The 17453-nt window shown below is 32.0% G+C and carries 16 protein-coding genes and 1 tRNA gene; 10 read left to right on the top strand and 7 right to left on the bottom strand.

The window, feature by feature from the left end; all coding sequences use genetic code 11:
- Positions 1–332 precede the first annotated feature (332 nt).
- Positions 333–1280 carry a hypothetical protein gene (locus ACHRV5_RS20145; protein ID WP_395427943.1) on the bottom strand — a complete coding sequence of 316 codons (948 nt, stop codon included), beginning with the start codon at positions 1278–1280 and terminating at the stop codon, positions 333–335.
- 86 nt (positions 1281–1366) lie between these two features.
- Here ACHRV5_RS20145 and ACHRV5_RS20140 point away from each other — a divergent pair, with 86 nt between their 5' ends.
- Genes ACHRV5_RS20140 through ACHRV5_RS20130 form a run of 3 tightly spaced genes read left to right on the top strand, consistent with a single transcriptional unit; the run spans position 1367 to position 4825 of the window.
- The gene (locus ACHRV5_RS20140) at positions 1367–2296 is read left to right on the top strand and encodes a hypothetical protein (RefSeq protein ID WP_395427942.1); all 930 of its coding nucleotides are present in this window, start codon (positions 1367–1369) and stop codon (positions 2294–2296) included.
- A gap of 2 nt (positions 2297–2298) precedes the next feature.
- A complete protein-coding gene (locus tag ACHRV5_RS20135) occupies positions 2299–2778 on the top strand; it encodes a hypothetical protein (RefSeq protein WP_395427941.1) in 480 nt (159 codons plus the stop codon).
- The gene (locus tag ACHRV5_RS20130) at positions 2765–4825 is read left to right on the top strand and encodes an AAA family ATPase (RefSeq protein WP_395427940.1); all 2061 of its coding nucleotides are present in this window, start codon (positions 2765–2767) and stop codon (positions 4823–4825) included. Before ACHRV5_RS20135 ends, ACHRV5_RS20130 begins: the two co-directional genes overlap by 14 nt.
- Before the next feature lie 225 nt (positions 4826–5050).
- On the opposite strand, the gene ACHRV5_RS20125 is transcribed toward ACHRV5_RS20130, so the two are convergent.
- The 3 genes from ACHRV5_RS20125 to ACHRV5_RS20115 form a co-directional block, all read right to left on the bottom strand.
- The gene (locus ACHRV5_RS20125) at positions 5051–6037 is read right to left on the bottom strand and encodes a hypothetical protein (RefSeq protein WP_395427939.1); all 987 of its coding nucleotides are present in this window, start codon (positions 6035–6037) and stop codon (positions 5051–5053) included.
- Positions 6038–6182: 145 nt separating this feature from the next.
- Positions 6183–6944 (bottom strand): DUF6615 family protein, encoded by a 762-nt coding sequence (locus ACHRV5_RS20120; RefSeq protein ID WP_395427938.1) that lies wholly within the window; start codon positions 6942–6944, stop codon positions 6183–6185.
- A gap of 161 nt (positions 6945–7105) precedes the next feature.
- Positions 7106–8533, bottom strand: a complete 1428-nt coding sequence (locus ACHRV5_RS20115; RefSeq protein WP_395427937.1) for a hypothetical protein — start codon at positions 8531–8533, stop codon at positions 7106–7108.
- A gap of 317 nt (positions 8534–8850) precedes the next feature.
- Between ACHRV5_RS20115 and ACHRV5_RS20110 the strand changes: the two genes are divergently transcribed.
- From ACHRV5_RS20110 to ACHRV5_RS20100, 3 genes are all read left to right on the top strand, one after another.
- Positions 8851–9009 carry a hypothetical protein gene (locus ACHRV5_RS20110; RefSeq protein ID WP_395427936.1) on the top strand — a complete coding sequence of 53 codons (159 nt, stop codon included), beginning with the start codon at positions 8851–8853 and terminating at the stop codon, positions 9007–9009.
- Between the two features lie 17 nt (positions 9010–9026).
- Positions 9027–9212, top strand: a complete 186-nt coding sequence (locus tag ACHRV5_RS20105) for a LytR/AlgR family response regulator transcription factor (protein ID WP_395427935.1) — start codon at positions 9027–9029, stop codon at positions 9210–9212.
- Positions 9213–9345: 133 nt separating this feature from the next.
- Positions 9346–9510: a LytTR family transcriptional regulator DNA-binding domain-containing protein gene (locus ACHRV5_RS20100; RefSeq protein WP_395427934.1), complete on the top strand. Its 165-nt coding sequence runs from the start codon at positions 9346–9348 to the stop codon at positions 9508–9510.
- Between the two features lie 91 nt (positions 9511–9601).
- Here ACHRV5_RS20100 and ACHRV5_RS20095 read toward each other — a convergent pair.
- Positions 9602–9681 (bottom strand) — tRNA-Leu (locus ACHRV5_RS20095).
- Positions 9682–9982: 301 nt separating this feature from the next.
- Between ACHRV5_RS20095 and ACHRV5_RS20090 the strand changes: the two genes are divergently transcribed.
- The 4 genes from ACHRV5_RS20090 (at position 9983) to ACHRV5_RS20075 (ending at position 13428) form a co-directional block, all read left to right on the top strand.
- Entirely contained in the window at positions 9983–10924 is a 942-nt protein-coding gene (locus ACHRV5_RS20090) for a ribose-phosphate pyrophosphokinase (RefSeq protein WP_047774973.1), read from the top strand.
- Positions 10925–11038: 114 nt separating this feature from the next.
- Positions 11039–11650, top strand: a complete 612-nt coding sequence (locus tag ACHRV5_RS20085; protein ID WP_047774772.1) for a 50S ribosomal protein L25/general stress protein Ctc — start codon at positions 11039–11041, stop codon at positions 11648–11650.
- Positions 11651–12054: 404 nt separating this feature from the next.
- Positions 12055–12681 (top strand): aminoacyl-tRNA hydrolase, encoded by a 627-nt coding sequence (pth, locus tag ACHRV5_RS20080; RefSeq protein ID WP_047774773.1) that lies wholly within the window; start codon positions 12055–12057, stop codon positions 12679–12681.
- A gap of 138 nt (positions 12682–12819) precedes the next feature.
- On the top strand, positions 12820–13428 hold the full coding sequence (locus tag ACHRV5_RS20075; RefSeq protein ID WP_047774775.1) for a superoxide dismutase: 609 nt from the start codon (positions 12820–12822) through the stop codon (positions 13426–13428).
- Positions 13429–14333: 905 nt separating this feature from the next.
- Here the strand turns inward: ACHRV5_RS20075 and ACHRV5_RS20070 are convergent.
- Both ACHRV5_RS20070 and ACHRV5_RS20065 read right to left on the bottom strand, forming a co-directional pair.
- Positions 14334–16232, bottom strand: a complete 1899-nt coding sequence (locus ACHRV5_RS20070; RefSeq protein ID WP_230004193.1) for an amidophosphoribosyltransferase — start codon at positions 16230–16232, stop codon at positions 14334–14336.
- A gap of 79 nt (positions 16233–16311) precedes the next feature.
- Positions 16312–17235: a PfkB family carbohydrate kinase gene (locus ACHRV5_RS20065; protein ID WP_395427933.1), complete on the bottom strand. Its 924-nt coding sequence runs from the start codon at positions 17233–17235 to the stop codon at positions 16312–16314.
- Positions 17236–17453 lie beyond the last annotated feature (218 nt).

Raw genomic sequence — 17453 nt, 5'->3', positions numbered from 1 at the left:
AAATGGCTTGCTAAAATCAGCATCTGGAAAAAAAGGGTTTGATGCGGTCTTATTTTCTAAAGAAATTATATGCTTGGAGATGTCTTCTCCGAAAAGGAAACTGGCTTTTTCAGCTATAGGTATTAAATCTAAGATATCTAATGGCGAAGTTTCAGAATTGTTAGTTGAAATCCAAATCCTAGATATATTAGTATAAAATTCATATCTTATATTGAATAAATCATCTTGCCGTTTTTCTTTGCAAGACTAAATTGTAGCCATGTAAATAAAGCACCAAAAAGTACAACAAATGATGTTAACAATGTTAGGTATGTATTTTCCATTTCATTAAATTATTTTTTTGTCTCTTCCTTCCAGCAAGTTAAGCATACCCATATCTCTTCGTCTCCTAAATCTTCATCTTCAAGTAGGTATTTCACATTGCCTTTGCAACCTTCTTGAATACAATCCTCTCTTATAACTCCAAAATCCGTTCGACAAATAATGCAAGACATGTCTGTTGAATTTGGTTGATTAGGGTTTAGAAATGCCCATTTACTATCTGGTCTTAGAATTCCTTCTTCAGTTATTTCTTCAGCTTTTTCAATACAAAATGGACATAAATATTCTCTTGCAGTTATGTTAACAGAAAAATGTTTTTTTAATTCTCCTTTTCCCAAGAAAGCATCTAGATATTCCATTCTCATATATTGATTACAGTCTTGCCATTCAACATGAGAATCTTCATGGTCAAATCCAGGGTGTTCATAAAACTTATTCAATACAGAATCCCAAAAGCTATCTTTTCCTAGCAGATAAGTAAATGAATTTAAAATTAATTTTAATACATATTCTGGAGCTAGATTTTCTTTGCCTAATCCATGAACAATCTTATTACGCTTAATTCTTATATCTTCATAGTGGGTTGGAAAATCATCATGTATTTCTTTTAAATTAACACAAGCATAGAATGTTTTTAATAAGACATCTCCACCAATTGTATTGAAATCAGAAAAAGACTCATCTCCGCTACTTGGTAAAGTTTTCCAATCACTTCTTTTTCTATCAATTAAAAGTAGTGGAGATTTTTTGCAAATTTCAGATTTTAGTAACCCTTCAATTCCTTGATGAATTAGTACAAGAGAAGTTCTTAAAACAATCTGATTATAATTCCAAATTTTATCACGAGGAGTTTCGGGACTTAATGTATTATCTACAGTGCAAATATTATCATAGGCTTGAAGTAAACATTCGATGCCCACATTTTGATATTCACTTGAATTAGGTATATCTTTTATCACTTGATAAGATGTTTTTTAATTGCCTACAATATAAACATATTCTTGATAAAATTTTATTAATTTTAGAACCTAATTAATTTCAAAGAATGATAAAAACTGAATTCGGAACATTTGATGGAGACAAATGGGAATATATTTGTCAAATTTGTTTTAAGCAGAATTTTAGAGAAGAAGTTTATATCGAAGTTAAAGCAACGCCTGGTGATTATGGAGTAGAAGGCTTTACTCGAACTGGTAAAGTTTTTCAATGTTATTGCCCTGATGAAACATATTCAAGCTCTGATTTATATGAAAAACACAGAGATAAAATAACTAAAGATTTGAAAAAACTTAAAACATATGAGAAACAGTTAAAGACTTTTTTAGGAGATACTAAAATCAACAAATGGTATTTTGTTACTCCTCTGCATAGCAAGAATGACATAGTTGCACATTGTACATCAAAGAGAGATGAAGTTAAATCTTGGCAATTGTCTATTGTTGATAATGAAAATTTTGAAATTATTTTTGAGGATATTAATTTTCTTCACCCACACCTAGCACTAGCTTTAGATTCTACTAATCAAAAAATTAATTTATCTCCAAATGATAAAATTACTGATGGAGAAAAGTTAAAATGGAAAGGTAGTGAAATATCATTGGTTGAAAATGCGCAGAGGAAACATTTATCAAGGTTTGACAGCAGTGCAAATAATGTTGATGAAAGAGTAGATATATTAACTGAAAAAACAATTGCATCTTTTTTAGGCGGGAATATATTATTGAGGACGTGGGAAAACCAATATCCTACCGAATATGAAAAATTTTTAGCAATTGTTAGTTTAGTTGAAAATGAGGTAGTCGAAAAATGTATGTTTCCCGTGGAAGATAAAAACCAGTTATATTTTAGCTTTAGAGATTTAGTTACTGATAAACTTAATATTACGTTTCCAAAATTAGAACAGGAAATGATTATCAATCTAACAAATCAAGTAATGGCAGACTGGATTTTGAGATGTCCAATAAATTTTGAATAATTATGAGTGATTTTGAAATTAAAAGTTTGAAATTTTCTAAAAAGCCAATTTCTATTCCTGCAGATTATAGACCAATGTATAAAATTGCCCAAATTGTAATGATTTTAAGCCTTACTTGTACTGGAAATAAGTCTAGTTTATTGAAATTGCACCTATTGAGCTGGGCTTTAAAAAATGATAAAAATAAAGATGAAGTATTAGAGCTGATTAAGAATAATTATGTTGAAGAAATGACAGTGTGGGGTATAGAACCTGCACTCAATAGAGCATTATTATTTTGTGTAGCAGAAGAGATTTGTAAAATTGAAGGAGGTAAGTATTTATTGATTGAAAAAGGGAAAGAATTTTTTAAACTGATTAAAAAAAACGATGTTTTTCATGAAGAATTAGAGTTTTTGAATTTTGTTGGGAAAAGAAAAATAACAGATAATAGAATAGAATCTATTTCAAATAAATGGTCATTATTCAATGTTGAAAATTAATAAAATTAAGTTTGAAATAAATACAATATCAGGATTGTATGGTTCACAATATCAGTTTACGGAAGGATTGAATATTGTTAGAGCTAATAATACAAGTGGTAAAAGTAGTCTCTTTCAGGCAATAACATATTGTTTAGGTTTTGAAGAGATTATTGGAGGAAAGAATGAAAAGACTATGCAGTCGGTTTTTAGAGACCAAGTAGAATTTCCCGAAGGTTCTTTCCATCAAGTAATCCAGTCCTTCGTTTATCTTGAAATTGAAAATGAGAAACAAGATGTTATTACTGTTAAGCGAAGTGTAGCAAGTAATTCAGGTAGGAAACCACAACTTGTAGATGTTTATTTTGGTAACTATATTGATGAAAGTGAAGGTAATGTTGTTGATTTTAAACCAATGTACATTCATGACAAGGGTGGTGCAACGGATGAAATTTATGGATTTCATTTATTTTTGGAAAACTTTTTAAATTGGAATCTTCCAAATGTTTTAACTAATTCTGGAGATTCAAGAAAGCTTTATATCCAGCAAATAGCTTCGTCTTTTATGATTGAGCAAAAATCAGGCTGGTCTGATTTTTTTGCAACAATGCCATATTATAGTTTAACAAATAAGGAAGCTAGAGCAATCGAATTTTTATTAAAATTAGATGTTACAGAAAATAAAAAGAGAAAACAAAGAATTGCTTTTACAAAAAGATTAATTGAAGAAAAATGGATATCATTAAATAATCAATTCGTTAGGCATGCTGAAAAAGGAGGAGGAAAAATAATTGGCATTGAACAAAAACCTATTATTATAAACGATTATGGTAAAATTAATGTTTTGCTGACTAAAGATGAAGTTGATTATTCAATCTCAGATTACATTGATTTACAAATAGAAGAATTAAAAGCAACTGAAAATAAATCTATTTATTCTGTGGGTCAGAATATTTCCAGTGATGAATCTCAATTAGAGAAATTAAATCTTTTTATAAATAAACTGTCGTTAAATTTTGAATTATTATCAACGGAATTAAATTTTGATGTAGATAAACTTCGTAGCTATAGGAGTCAGTTAGATTTACTTAAGGATGATTTGCGAAAAAACAAGGGAGCTTTAAAAGTTAAAAATCTCGGCTCAGATTTTAATTTAAAAATTGCTAATAATAACTGTCCAACTTGTAATCAAGATTTAAAAGATTCGTTATTACCTTTGGAAGTAGAACAAATTCCAATGCGCTTGGATGAAAATATTGATTTTATCGATGCTCAAATAAAAATGATTTCAGTTTATATTGATGGTCAGAAGAGAACAATCAAAGAGAAAGAAAAAAAGATGGATGCTTATAGAGCAAAGTTATCAGAAGCCAGAGCCAATGTAAGACAAATTAAAAAAGAATTAATTTCTGATGAAAGACTTCCATCGATTATTGAAATTGAAAATCGGCTTAACCTAAAAAAAAGAATAGAGTTTTATAGTAAATATCTAGAAGATTTTAATCTTTTAGTAGAAGATTTAAAACAAATTTCTAAAGAATGGGAAAAAATTATCTCAGATGAAAATGGATTACCTAGAAATTATTTTTCAACTCTGGACAATGAAAAATTAAACTTCTTAGAACAAAATTTTAAAATTTTGCTTAAGGAATTTAGCTATACGAGTCAACAAAGTGATGTAATTCATTTGTCTAGAGAAAACTATTTGCCTGTTATACGTAAACCATTTGGTGATGAAACAAAAGATTATGATATAAGATTTGATTCGTCAGGGAGTGATTTTATTAGATGTATTTGGGCTTATACATTTAGCTTGTTGAATGCCTCTATAAAATTCAATGGAAATCATCCAAAATTGATTATGATGGATGAGCCGAAGCAACAGGATGCCGCAATAGAAAGTTTTCATAAATTTTTAAAAAAAATATCACAGCATAAGGAATCTCAGATATTAATTTTTGCTTCTTTTGAAAATTCTGACGAAGCATTCGCTACAGCAACTAAAGATGTGGATTTTAATTTAATTTATATTGATGGGAAACTAATTCAGCCAATTTATAAAAATTAAGGAGAACAAGTCTTAAAAAAACATTAGGAAAAAATAAAAAACTATTCAGAAATGAATAGTTTTTTATTTTTATCAGCTCAGATTATCGCTAAATTTCTCTTTGCTACATTTGGTTTGGACTCCGCTAAGTTTTATTTTTTTCGACTTTACAAATTCATTCTAAAATCAAAATTTGTCAGTTTAATTAATTATTTAAAATCATATGACAAGTATTGTAGACTATTTTTATTTCATTTTTGTAAGTGTTACTTCTTTGTAATCTTTTATTACTATCGAGTCGCCCCCATGATAGCTTAGTGAACCGTTAATCTCGCCTTGCTCATATTTTAAACTTATTGGGTCAATAAATGTGTATATGACATAATTATATTTATCATGAAATAATCCATCTCTACTTTTAGGATAACCTTTGAATAATTCTTTATTGTAATTTGGTTTCATAGAACGAATAAGTGCTTTTTCAGCGTCTAAAAAAATTTTTTCTTGACTAGGGAAATTTTCTCCTAATAAAGAAGATTTCATTTCTTTCACACATGCATTTTTACCAAATACCTGAAACTGTAGATTGTCATTAAATTTAAAGCATAAGAGAACAATTTCATGGGCAGGTAAATCCTTATAAGTAATTGGGTTTTCTAGTGAAAGAATATCTTGGAAAGTACTATGACCTGTAAGTCTTTTTAAAATACTTTGTTTAGTTGCTTTACCAACATAATGTACTTTATATTTAAGAAATGACATATAATCTCCTTTGATTTCACATTTAATATGTCCTTTCCACCAATTTTGTAAAAGTTTTTCAGGGGAGAACCATAAAATAAATTCTGCTTTATCTTTTGTTTGCTTTGCAAGAGAGAAACCGTGTAAATTTCCAAAAGGAGGTTCTTTTTTTATTTTTTCTTTATCTAAAAAATTGAAAGCTATTGCTATATTTCCATTAAAAGTTCCACTAATGGCATTTTGCATAAATGGCAATTTTCCTTTTATTATATTTGGGTTTCCTTTTTGGTGAATCTCAAAACTTACACTAAAATCTCGATGGCTAGGAACTACATTTTCAAAAGTTATAATTGGTCTTTGTCCAATAACGTAAAGACTTGCCTCTTCTAAAGCTCTCTCAATGTGAGGGTCTTGCTTAACAATTGCAAATTCATAACCTGTTAATGGAGCGTATGCTAATTCAAGTTTATTAACTATACTTTTTCTATTCATTAATGCATCTAATTTTAGTTATATTATTTCAATTTACATGAACTACTTTAAAATGGCGTTTGAAAAATATTGCGAACTTTTGATAGCCACAAAATAAATTATTCGATTGTTTTAGTATTAACGGGGAACATGCATAGATATCTCGTTAATCTTTTCTATTGTCAATTAACAATATCGCATTTACATTATCTAAATTTCTGAATTCATTTTGAAAGTCATAATCTAATTTTAAATCATTTTCTTTTTTAAGTCTAAGTAAGGCAGTAATATAATTAGGAAATTTATTAGTTACCCCATCTGAGCTATCCTCGTTTTGTGACGGAAAATAATTTTCTAAAAAATCTAAAAAATTTTTATTGGTTGAAAATTTACTAAGAGGACAGCAAAACCAACAAGAAAATGGTGTCGATTTGGAGATTAAATGTGCAGAATCGATTACTCTTTTTGGTACTGAAAAAATATCATTATAAATCAAGTTAGCATCAGCTAAGTAAATACCTTCATCAATAACATTTTTTCCGCATTGACTCATATGATTTTCATTATTATAGAATGCATAAAGTGGACGAAAATCACCTTTATTAGCGTCTTCTATTAACTTATCGATTTGTAAACCGTAAGTGTTTGATTGGGAGATACTTGAGTATAAATCTTTTCCTGCCCTCAATCTTTTAGCTTGAACTCGAGCCTTAAAATAAATCGTATTGGAAAGTATCCATAATTCAAAATCAGCTCCAGTAAATTTTGCTTCTTGATGTCTATTAAACTGCAAATATTGTATTCTTCCGTCTAATTCACTTGCTCGATATAGACCCCAGTCTGTTATAGATTCTTCTCCAACCTCATTTTGTTTAGAAATCCACTGAAATACTTCTGTTGCGTAAGTTTTGATAGATTGGCAAATCATAAATTTTTATATTTAATTTCTTATTAGTTTTTGCACTAAATATTAAAGTGTTTTTACCTCAATATTAAAGTGTTTTTACCTCACACAGTTTGCAACTTACAATGAAAGGATAATAATGGCAATAAACATGAAAATTAGTAGAGTTAGTATGAATACTTATACTAATTTATAGTTATTTCTCTAATTCTTTCCGATAAAAATCTTTCAGTAAATGCGGTATTCCAATTATCATAGTTCCGTAATAGTTGAATAACATCATTGTCAACAAGTGGAACAATTAAACCACGACCATCTCGAAAAGAATCTCTACATCTATTCATAAACAATTGAAAATTATCTATTTGTCTGCATATGATAAAGCCTACTTGTCCCCTATTTATCGAAAAGCGACCACCAATTTGGTCAAGTTCAGGATTTACAATATCTCGACTGTAATTTTTACATTCGATAAATATGTAGGGACATGGGATTCTGTGATTTTCAGAGAGTCGATAAAAAATACCATTTTTGGATGCATTGTCAAAAGTGATGTCAATCCTTTTTCTTCCTTCGTGAATCTCTCTTTCTTTGACAGGGTTTATTAAGTGAGGGTAAAATACGAGTTCTAATATTCCAATAATTATGTTATGAAAATCTGATGCAGAATCTGTTCCTGATGGAATGGCTTGTAATCTATCAATTAAATCTTGTTTGATTTGCGTAATATCAATGTCTGTAATCTCAATATTTGTTAAAGAATTTATATCAGTCACATCCTTAAATTGTTCTAAGACTTCTGGATGTTGTAAAGTAAAACGTCTCAAGAAATCTTTAGATTGTGGATTTATTTCTTTAAGGCTTTTTTTAGTTACAAAATTTGCACCATTATTTTTTCTTTGAACTAGTGCTGTTTGCAACCTTAAATTTTCGTTTTGTAAATATTCTAAAACAAAGTGATTGTAATATTTGTCAGGTGTATAACCTTTACAAAAGGAAACTATTCCTTTAGGAATCAATAGGATTTTTCTATCATTTATAACTAGCATATCTGTATGCTCAATTTCCCATTCATCCGTTCGTCTATTCCAATAATAATCTGAGGAAATACCTGCGGTTAATGGGATGTTATGAAGGTTGCATTGGTTTTGAGTATAATTTATTAAATGTAAAGTAATTATGTTTGTTGTCATATCTGATAATTTATCTTTTCCAAAATTATCAACAAATAAAATATTGTCCTCTATGTCCTGAATTAATCCTGTTTGAATTGCTCTACTTCTTAATAAACTATCATAAATTTTGTCAGTATCTTGATTTCCAACACCACGTCCTCTCGGATTTCCCACTGACATACCCAAGCAAGTAGAATTAGGTTCGTGGAGATGGTCAAACAGTTCTTTTGCTTCATCTTCATTTCCGTTTCTGATTAAATCTATTACACGTTGAAAAAAACTTCTTAGGGTTAGTGTAGCATCAACTGACCAATTATCTTGTTTTTTTCCCAAAAAGAAAGGGTCTAAAAATAGAGGTAAATCTTCGTTGGTATCGATATTGACAAAGTCAAGCTCAGCTTGAGATTTATTAAGATTAAAAATTTCACTAATTTTCATAATTTAATCGGTTTATGTTGATTTTGCTGAAAATTGCTGTCAACTTATTTATTGATGTAAAAAATGGTAATTTATAAAACTGAATTTTTGGTAGATTTGCACTAGCTGATGCTAATATAGATAAATTTTACTACAAATTTAAAGTTGTCTTATCATTCATGAAATTCTTTTTGGTTTCCAAATAAGTAAAAGATATTATCAGTTGAAAGTTGTGAAAAGATGAATAAATTCCGTAATGAGGGAACGATTATTACAAAATCTAACACGTTTACTAATCTAGTTTTATAGATTTAATAAAATCTTTCTACATTTATAAAATGATTAAGACAATTATTGTAGACGATGAGTATAACGCTAGAGAATTTTTACAAAAGCTTTTGACTCGCTATTTTCCAAATAAATTTTTAGTTATTGACAAATGTGAAAATGTCGATGAAGCAATCTTATCTATTGAAAAAAATTTAATCCAGAATTAGTTTTCCTTGATGTTCAAATGCCTAATAAAAATGGCTTCCAACTTTTTAAAGAGTTGAATAAAGTAAAATTTGAAGTGATTTTCACTACTGCGCATTCTGAATTTGCAATTGATGCTATCAAATGCAGTGCTTTAGATTATTTACTAAAACCAATCAATTATATTGATTTGCTGGAAACTATAGAAAAATATGAAGAAAAGTAGTACAAGGCATCTCAAGGGAAAAACTGAAGTTGCTTTTAGAAAATATTGACACAGGAGTCTCTGAGTATAACAGGGTAGCTTTGCCAAAGGAAACTGGATTCGAGTTGCTTAAAACGAATGCAATTCTATAATTGTGAAGCAAAATAGTAACTATTGTAAAATCGTTTGCTTAGACGGCAGAAATATTAGCTTATCTAAAACTTTGAAATATATTGAGGAGCTACTTCCAAGTTCAATTTTTCAAAGGATTCATAAATCATATTTGGGAAATATTAAGATTGTCGCAGCACTCAATTGAATTAATTTGTCAATCAAAGCTTTGGCTAGAAATATTAAATTTTCAAAACTTCCTAAAACCAAAAAAACCTCTTCGAAAGAAGAGGTTTTTGTACCCGGAGCCGGAGTCGAACCGGCACGGTTTCCCACAGGTGTTTGAGACCAGCGCGTCTACCAATTCCGCCATCCGGGCTTAGCAGACGAAAAAACAATCAAAAAAGTGATTATTTTAACGCAATAGAATAAGTAATTATGATGTCATAACTGTGCCTATTCCTTTAACACGGTGCAAATGTAAAAAATAATTTTAAATGAACTACTAAAAATACTTAAATTTTTCCTTTCAGTGTCCAATAAATTTTCTAAATTTGCACCTCGTTAAAACGATGCACACACAACTAACTACACCCGAGGCATTTATGCAGGTCTTGCTTTACTGAAAATGATAAAGCCGAATCGTGCAGAGTGCAGCGGAGCAAAAACAAAAAATTATAATGTCGCACCTAGAACCAGAAGCTAAAATTTTTGCTTGTTCACAAAGTGTTTATCTTGCAGAAAAAATTGCAGAACAATACGGAATTCCGTTAGGGAAAGTAACGATGTCAACATACAGTGATGGAGAATTTCAACCATCGTATGAAGAATCAATTAGAGGATTACGTGTTTTTATCGTTTGTTCGACATTTCCAACAGCCGATAATTTGATGGAATTGTTACTAATGATTGATGCAGCAAAACGTGCATCAGCAAGACACATTACAGCTGTTATGCCTTATTTTGGTTGGGCAAGACAGGATAGAAAAGACAAACCAAGAGTTCCGATTGGAGCAAAATTAGTAGCTAATTTATTAGATGCTGCCGGAGCGACAAGAGTAATGACAATGGATTTACACGCAGATCAAATCCAGGGGTTTTTCGAAAAACCGGTAGACCATTTATTTGCCTCTACCATCTTTTTACCATACGTAGAAAGTTTAAAGTTAGAAAATCTAACTATTGCATCTCCGGATATGGGAGGTTCAAAAAGAGCATATGCTTACTCTAAGTTTTTAGAATCAGATGTAGTAATCTGTTACAAACAAAGAAAAGCAGCTAACGTTATCGACACTATGGAACTGATTGGTGAAGTAAAAGGACGTAACGTAATACTAGTAGACGACATGATCGATACGGGTGGAACATTAGCGAAAGCAGCAGATTTAATGATCGAAAAAGGAGCATTAAGCGTTAGGGCAATTTGTACACACGCTATATTATCAGGTGACGCCTACGATAAAATTGAAAATTCGAAATTAAGCGAATTAATAGTTACCGATTCTATTCCGTTAAAGAGAGAATCAAAGAAAATAAGAGTAGTGAGTTGTGCACCTCTTTTTGCTGAAGTTATGCACATGGTGCACCACAACAATTCCATTAGTGGGAAATTTATCATGTAAGTATTGGCAGTAGGCTATAAGCAAACTCAAAATAATATCATGACAAAAAGCCTAAAGCGTATTGCTTAAAGCTTATAATAATAAATATTTATTAATAACTATATTTTTTTTACAATGAAATCGATTACAATTAAAGGATCAGAAAGAGAAAGCGTGGGCAAAGTGTCAACTAAAGCCTTACGTAATGCTGGAGCGGTTCCTTGCGTGTTATACGGAGGAAATCAAGCAGTACACTTCTCAGCAGACGCTGCAGCGTTCAAAAACTTGGTTTACACTCCAAATGCACACACAGTTGTGATTGAGCTTGGAAAAGGAAAATCATTCAATGCAATTTTGCAAGATATCCAAGTTCACCCAGTATCAGACAAAATTTTACACATTGACTTCTTTCAATTATTTGATGACAAAGAAATCACTATGGAAGTTCCTGTGAAAATCGTTGGTACATCTAAAGGTGTTCTTGCAGGTGGTGTTTTACGTTTAAACACTCGTAAATTAAAAGTTAAAGCTTTACCTAAAGATCTTCCTGATTTTGTTGAAGCTGACATTACTCCACTTGAAATGGGTAACAAATTATACGTTACTAAAGTTGGTTCACCAGAATACAAAGTTATGCACCCGGACAACACTGTTGTTGCTCAGGTAAGAATTTCTCGTGCTGCTATGAAAGCTGCTCAAGAAGCTGCAAAAGCTGCAAAAGCACCTGCAAAAGGAAAGAAAAAATAATTTTTTTTCAATTCAAATACAAAAGCATCAGTTGCAAAACTGGTGCTTTTTTTTGTTCTAAAGATTCTGAGTTGCTAAGCTTTTTAGTGAGTAAGTTATTGAAATGATTTGATTTTAAATCCTTACGTTCATTACGGTTAAAGGCTTTTCTTGGAGATCAATTATCTTTCTAGCAACACTCTCTCTCATACTATTGTCCCCCTGAGCGAAGTCGAAGGGCTTGTTAGGTGAAAAGGGCTTCGACTTCGCTCAGCCTGACAGTGGGGAATTTTCAAGAGGCTCTGCAAAAAAAACTAACATCGTTTGCAATTAAACCCAAAGTAGAGAAATTATCTAATTGTCACATTATCTAATTACCACATTCTCCAATTGCCACATTCCCAAATTAACCCTATTTTTGTATCATGATAAAATGGATACAAAACCTGTTTTCATCAGCAAAAACAGAAGAGAATATAGATTATATGAAGAAATATTTAATCGTGGGATTAGGCAACATAGGGGCTGAATACGTAAACACAAGACATAATATCGGATTTAAAGTTTTAGATTTTTTAGCTAAAAAAGAAGGACTTTCTTTTGAAACAGTAAAACTTGGCGCTCTTGCCGAATACAAATTTAAAGGAAGAACTTTTTTTCTTTTAAAGCCTAACACTTACATGAATCTAAGCGGGAAGGCTGTGAAACATTGGATGGATAAAGAAAATATTCCATTAGAGAATATTTTAGTTATTACAGATGATTTGAATCTTTCTTTTGGAACGATCCGGATCAAGCCAAAAGGCAGTGACGGCGGACATAACGGACTAAAAAACATTAATCTGGTTCTGAATACTCAAAATTATACCCGTTTTAGATTTGGTATCAGTGACCAATTTAAAAAAGGACAACAAGTAGATTATGTTTTAGGAGATTGGGACGAAGAGGAAAAAGCAAAATTACAGGAGCGTCTGGAAATGTCTTCAGAAATTATTAAATCATTTGGAACTGCCGGTTTGGAGAATACAATGACTTCTTTTAACGGAAAGTAAAGATTTACAGGTGTTTATGTCCTTAAATGCCGAATTATCAATTAATTAAATTGAATTATAACGAAATAGTATTTTCTATTCCAAAGTTAAATGTTTAATTTTGGGATAAATTATTATAAACCATAAAATCGCAATACCATGGCTTTTGAATTACCACAATTACCTTATGCATATGATGCATTAGAACCACATATTGATGCTCGTACAATGGAAATTCACCATTCAAAACATCATAATGCTTACACAACAAATCTTAATGCAGCAATCGCGGGAACAGATTTAGAAGGAAAAACAATCGAAAATATCTTAATCAATTTAGATAAATCAAACGCTGCTGTTCGTAATAATGGTGGTGGTTTCTATAATCACAATTTATTCTGGACTGTAATGACTCCAAACGGTGGTGGATTGCCAACAGGTGATTTATTAGCTGCAATCGAATCTTCTTTTGGAACTTTTGAAGAATTCAAAGCAAAATTCGCTAAAGCTGGTGCAACACAATTTGGTTCAGGATGGGCTTGGTTATGTGTACACAAAGGTGGGAAATTAGATGTTTGCGGAACTCCAAACCAAGACAACCCGTTAATGCCGGAAGTTGGTTGCGGTGGAACACCAATCTTAGGAATGGATGTTTGGGAACACGCTTATTACTTACACTACCAAAACAGAAGACCGGATTATATTGAAGCTTTCTTCAGTGTAATTAACTGGACAGAAGTAGCAAGAAGATTTGCATTAGACAAATAGTCTTTTTCGCAGGATATAAAACCCGATTAATTCGTAAAGAGTTAATCGGGTTTTTTTATGCCCTTTTTTTTGGATCGTATACCGAAGCAGTAAAATCTTCCTGTGTAGATCTGTTTCTTTTTTTGTGTCACTTGCTCTTTTGTGTCCTTTCGAGCGAAGTCGAGAAATCACACCAGAAATTCCGCATACAAAAACACCAATCTTTGATGATTTACGAGTGTAATTTATTTCGTCTATTCGCTTTCGCTCGAGTCTCCCTCGTCGAAAGGATAAGATTGCGGGAAATTTGGTTTGAAAAACGTATAATTCAATTGTTCTTGAATGTGATGTTTTTTGTGTTTCTTAGAGTTGTCCTACTGTAGAAAACAAGAGCATAAGTGAGTTAAGACGTATGAAACAGATTGATTAAGTAAGAGCCTTCTTTTGTTGATAATAAAGCAAGATAGAAGATGAAGTTAGGGGAGGATCATTCCAGTTTGACTCCCAGTCATTTTTGGAATTTGGAATTTAAAAAATTTGGAATTTAAAATTAAGTGCCTTTGTTCCAATAAAAAAGGTGGAATTGCTTCCACCTTTTTTGCCCCAAATCTACCATATACTTAACCTACTAATGTTATGGTATAGTAAAAGTAGGATAGTGATGCGGTACCGCCAAATATTTTAGACGAAGTGCAAATATATTCGATGAAATACGTAATTTCTTACCTCAGTTAATTCCTTGACTTTATTCCAATAAAAAAGGTGGAATTACTTCCACCCTTTTTGCCCCAAATCTACCATAAACTTAACCTACTAATGTTATGGTAGTTCAAAAGTATCGTAGCAGATCGATTTTGCCAAACATTTAGGATTAAAGGCAAAAAAAACCGATGAAATGCACAAATTAACCTTTTGTTAATATTTTTCTAATAAGCTCTTGCGTCTTTTCCTTCATAAAAATTCATGAAAGCTCGGTTTACAACACGATTTCCACCCGGTGTAGGGTAGTCTCCGGTGAAGTACCAGTCTCCAAGATTTTTTGGACAGGCAATATGTAAGTCTTCTACTTTTTGGAATATAATTTTTACTTCAGCATTGATTTCCGGAGAGCTCAACATCTCTGCAATTTTGTCTGAAACCTCTTCCGGAGTAAACGGATCGTAAATAGCGGTTACGTAGTTTACAACATCAGTGTCTGCGAAGTTTTCCTGTGCTTTACATTTAGTGTAAACCTCGTCTACTATATGGTATAAGTTTCTTTCTTTTAATAAAGCCAATGCTGCTCTAAAAGCAACAAGACCTTCCAGTTTTGCCATATCAATTCCGTAACAATCCGGGTAACGAATTTGCGGTGCTGATGAAACGATTACGATACGTTTAGGATTTAAACGATCCATCATTTTGATGATACTCATTTTAAGGGTAGTTCCGCGAACGATACTGTCGTCAATAATAACTAAGTTGTCTGTTGGTTTAATTACTCCGTAAGTAACGTCATAAACGTGTGCAACCAAGTCATCACGACTGCTGTCTTCTGTGATGAAGGTTCTAAGTTTAGCATCTTTAATTGCTACTTTCTCCGTACGAATTTTTACAGCTAATAATTCCTGTAAAGTTTCAGTCGTAAGTGTATTGCGATTTTCTAAGATGTAATTGTTTTTACGCTGATTCAGGAAATCCTGAGCCGCTTCAACTAAACCGTAAAAAGAAGTTTCAGCCGTATTCGGAATATATGAGAAAACAGTATTGTCTGTATCGCTGTCAATTGATTTAAGAACGGCAGGTAAAATTAGTTTTCCTAAATTTTTACGTTCTTGGTAAATTTCAGCATCACTTCCTCTTGAAAAATAGATTCTTTCAAATGAACAAGCTTTTTTTACTGTTGGTTCCAAAATTTGCTCCATCGAAACTTTTCCGCTTTTTTTGATAATCAAAGCGCTTCCCGGTTCAATTTCCTGAACACTTTCAAACGGTACATTAAATACAGTCTGAATAACCGGACGCTCAGAAGCCACAACTACCACTTCATCATCCTGATAGAAATAAGCAGGGCGAATTCCGGCCGGGTCTCTAAAAACAAAAGCGTCACCATGACCCAATAATCCAGCCATTGCGTAACCACCATCTAAGTTTTTAGCAGAGCGGGTTAATATTTTTGCGATATCCAAACGTTCTGCGATAACAGGAGAAGCTTCTCTTTTAGAATAACCCTCTTGTTTGCAGTCTTGGTACAATTGCATTACTTCTTTGTCCAAAAAGTGACCAATTTTTTCCATTACCGTAACGGTATCGGCCATTTCTTTTGGATGTTGTCCAAGTTCAACTAAGTTTTCGAAAAGTTCTTTAACATTAGTCATATTAAAGTTACCTGCCAAAATCAGGTTACGGTGCATCCAGTTACTTTGACGTAAAAATGGATGAACGCTTTCGATGCTGTTTTTACCGAAAGTTCCGTAACGAACGTGTCCTAAGAATAATTCTCCTATATAAGGTATTTCGGCTTTTAGTTTTTCGATGTTGTCAGCAAGTTCAGGACGCGCAGTCATCTCTTCGTTGATGCGTTCGTTGATTTGCTTAAAAACGTCTTGTATAGGTGATGCGTGATTCGAACGGACTCTGCTGATATAACGTTGTCCAGGTTCAACATCAAGTTTGATACTGGCAAAACCTGCACCATCCTGACCACGGTTGTGCTGTTTTTCCATCATCAGATACATTTTTTGTATCCCGTAAAAAGCAGTACCGTATTTTTCTTTGTAATATTCAAGCGGTTTAAGTAGTCTAACTAGGGCTATACCACATTCGTGTTTTAAAGCGTCGCTCATTTTTTTTGTATTTTGTGTTGTTGTAAGTTGTGTATGTTAACCAAATAAAAAAGCCCCGTTTTATCGAGGCTCTTAGGCATTATATTTCTATGTCAAACTGAGTTAACGATTTAAATTGTTGTAATCGAATCGCTACTTCAGCTTTGCTTAATGTTTCCATCCTTTCGGTTCCAAATTTCTCTACACAGAATGAAGCTAAATTTGAACCATAAATAATTGCATTTTTCATGTTGTTAAACGAAATGTTTTCACTTTGTGCAATGAATCCTGAAAAACCACCTGCAAAAGTATCTCCTGCTCCTGTCGGATCAAAAACATCTTCTAATGGTAATGCCGGTGCAAAGAATACTTCTCTGTTGTGGAATAAAAGTGCGCCGTGTTCTCCTTTTTTGATCACCACATATTTTGGTCCCAATTCCTGGATTTTAGCTGCCGCTTTTACTAATGAATATTCTCCTGAAAGTTGTCTGGCCTCTTCATCATTGATTGTAATCACGTCTACACGTTTGATTGCTTCAAGTAATTCCGGTAAAGCACAATCCATCCAGAAATTCATAGTGTCTAAAACTACTAATTTTGGTTTTTTCTCTAACTGATCTAAAACACTGCTTTGTACTAAAGGATGTAAGTTTCCTAACATCACGATATCTGCATCTTTAAAGTTCTGAGGAACCTTTGGTTGAAAGTCAGCTAAAACGTTTAGTTCCGTAACAAGCGTATCTCTTGAATTTAAATCATTGTGGTACAAACCGCTCCAGAAAAAGGTTTTTCCTCCTTTTACAATTTCAATACCTGAAATATCAATATTTTTTGAAGTTAATAAATCTAAGTGTTCTTGAGGGAAATCGTCTCCAACTACAGAAACAATAGCCGATTGCAGGTTGAAAAAAGACGCTGATAAACCAATGTAAGTTGCAGCACCACCTAATATTTTATCTGTTTTTCCGAAAGGAGTTTCAATCGCGTCGAAAGCAACCGTTCCAACAATCAATAGTTTATTCATTTTATGAATTTCGAATTAGGGTGCAAAGATACTTCATAAGTTGCAATATTGCAACGGTTTACACTCTCAAAATTTTCATAAAAAAACAAGGCTGTATTTAGGATTAAAAGCCTTGTAAATGAGTAAATTATGTTTGAAACTTTAGATGGATCAGGATACGTTTTTTTTCTTTGAAAAACAATTCATTTATGGAACTAAAGTTTAAAATATTTTTTGAT

The sequence above is a fragment of the Flavobacterium sp. FlaQc-52 genome (assembly GCF_044007495.1).
Classification (GTDB): Bacteria; Bacteroidota; Bacteroidia; order Flavobacteriales; family Flavobacteriaceae; genus Flavobacterium; species Flavobacterium cupriresistens.
This window is presented reverse-complemented; position numbering and strand designations above follow the sequence as displayed.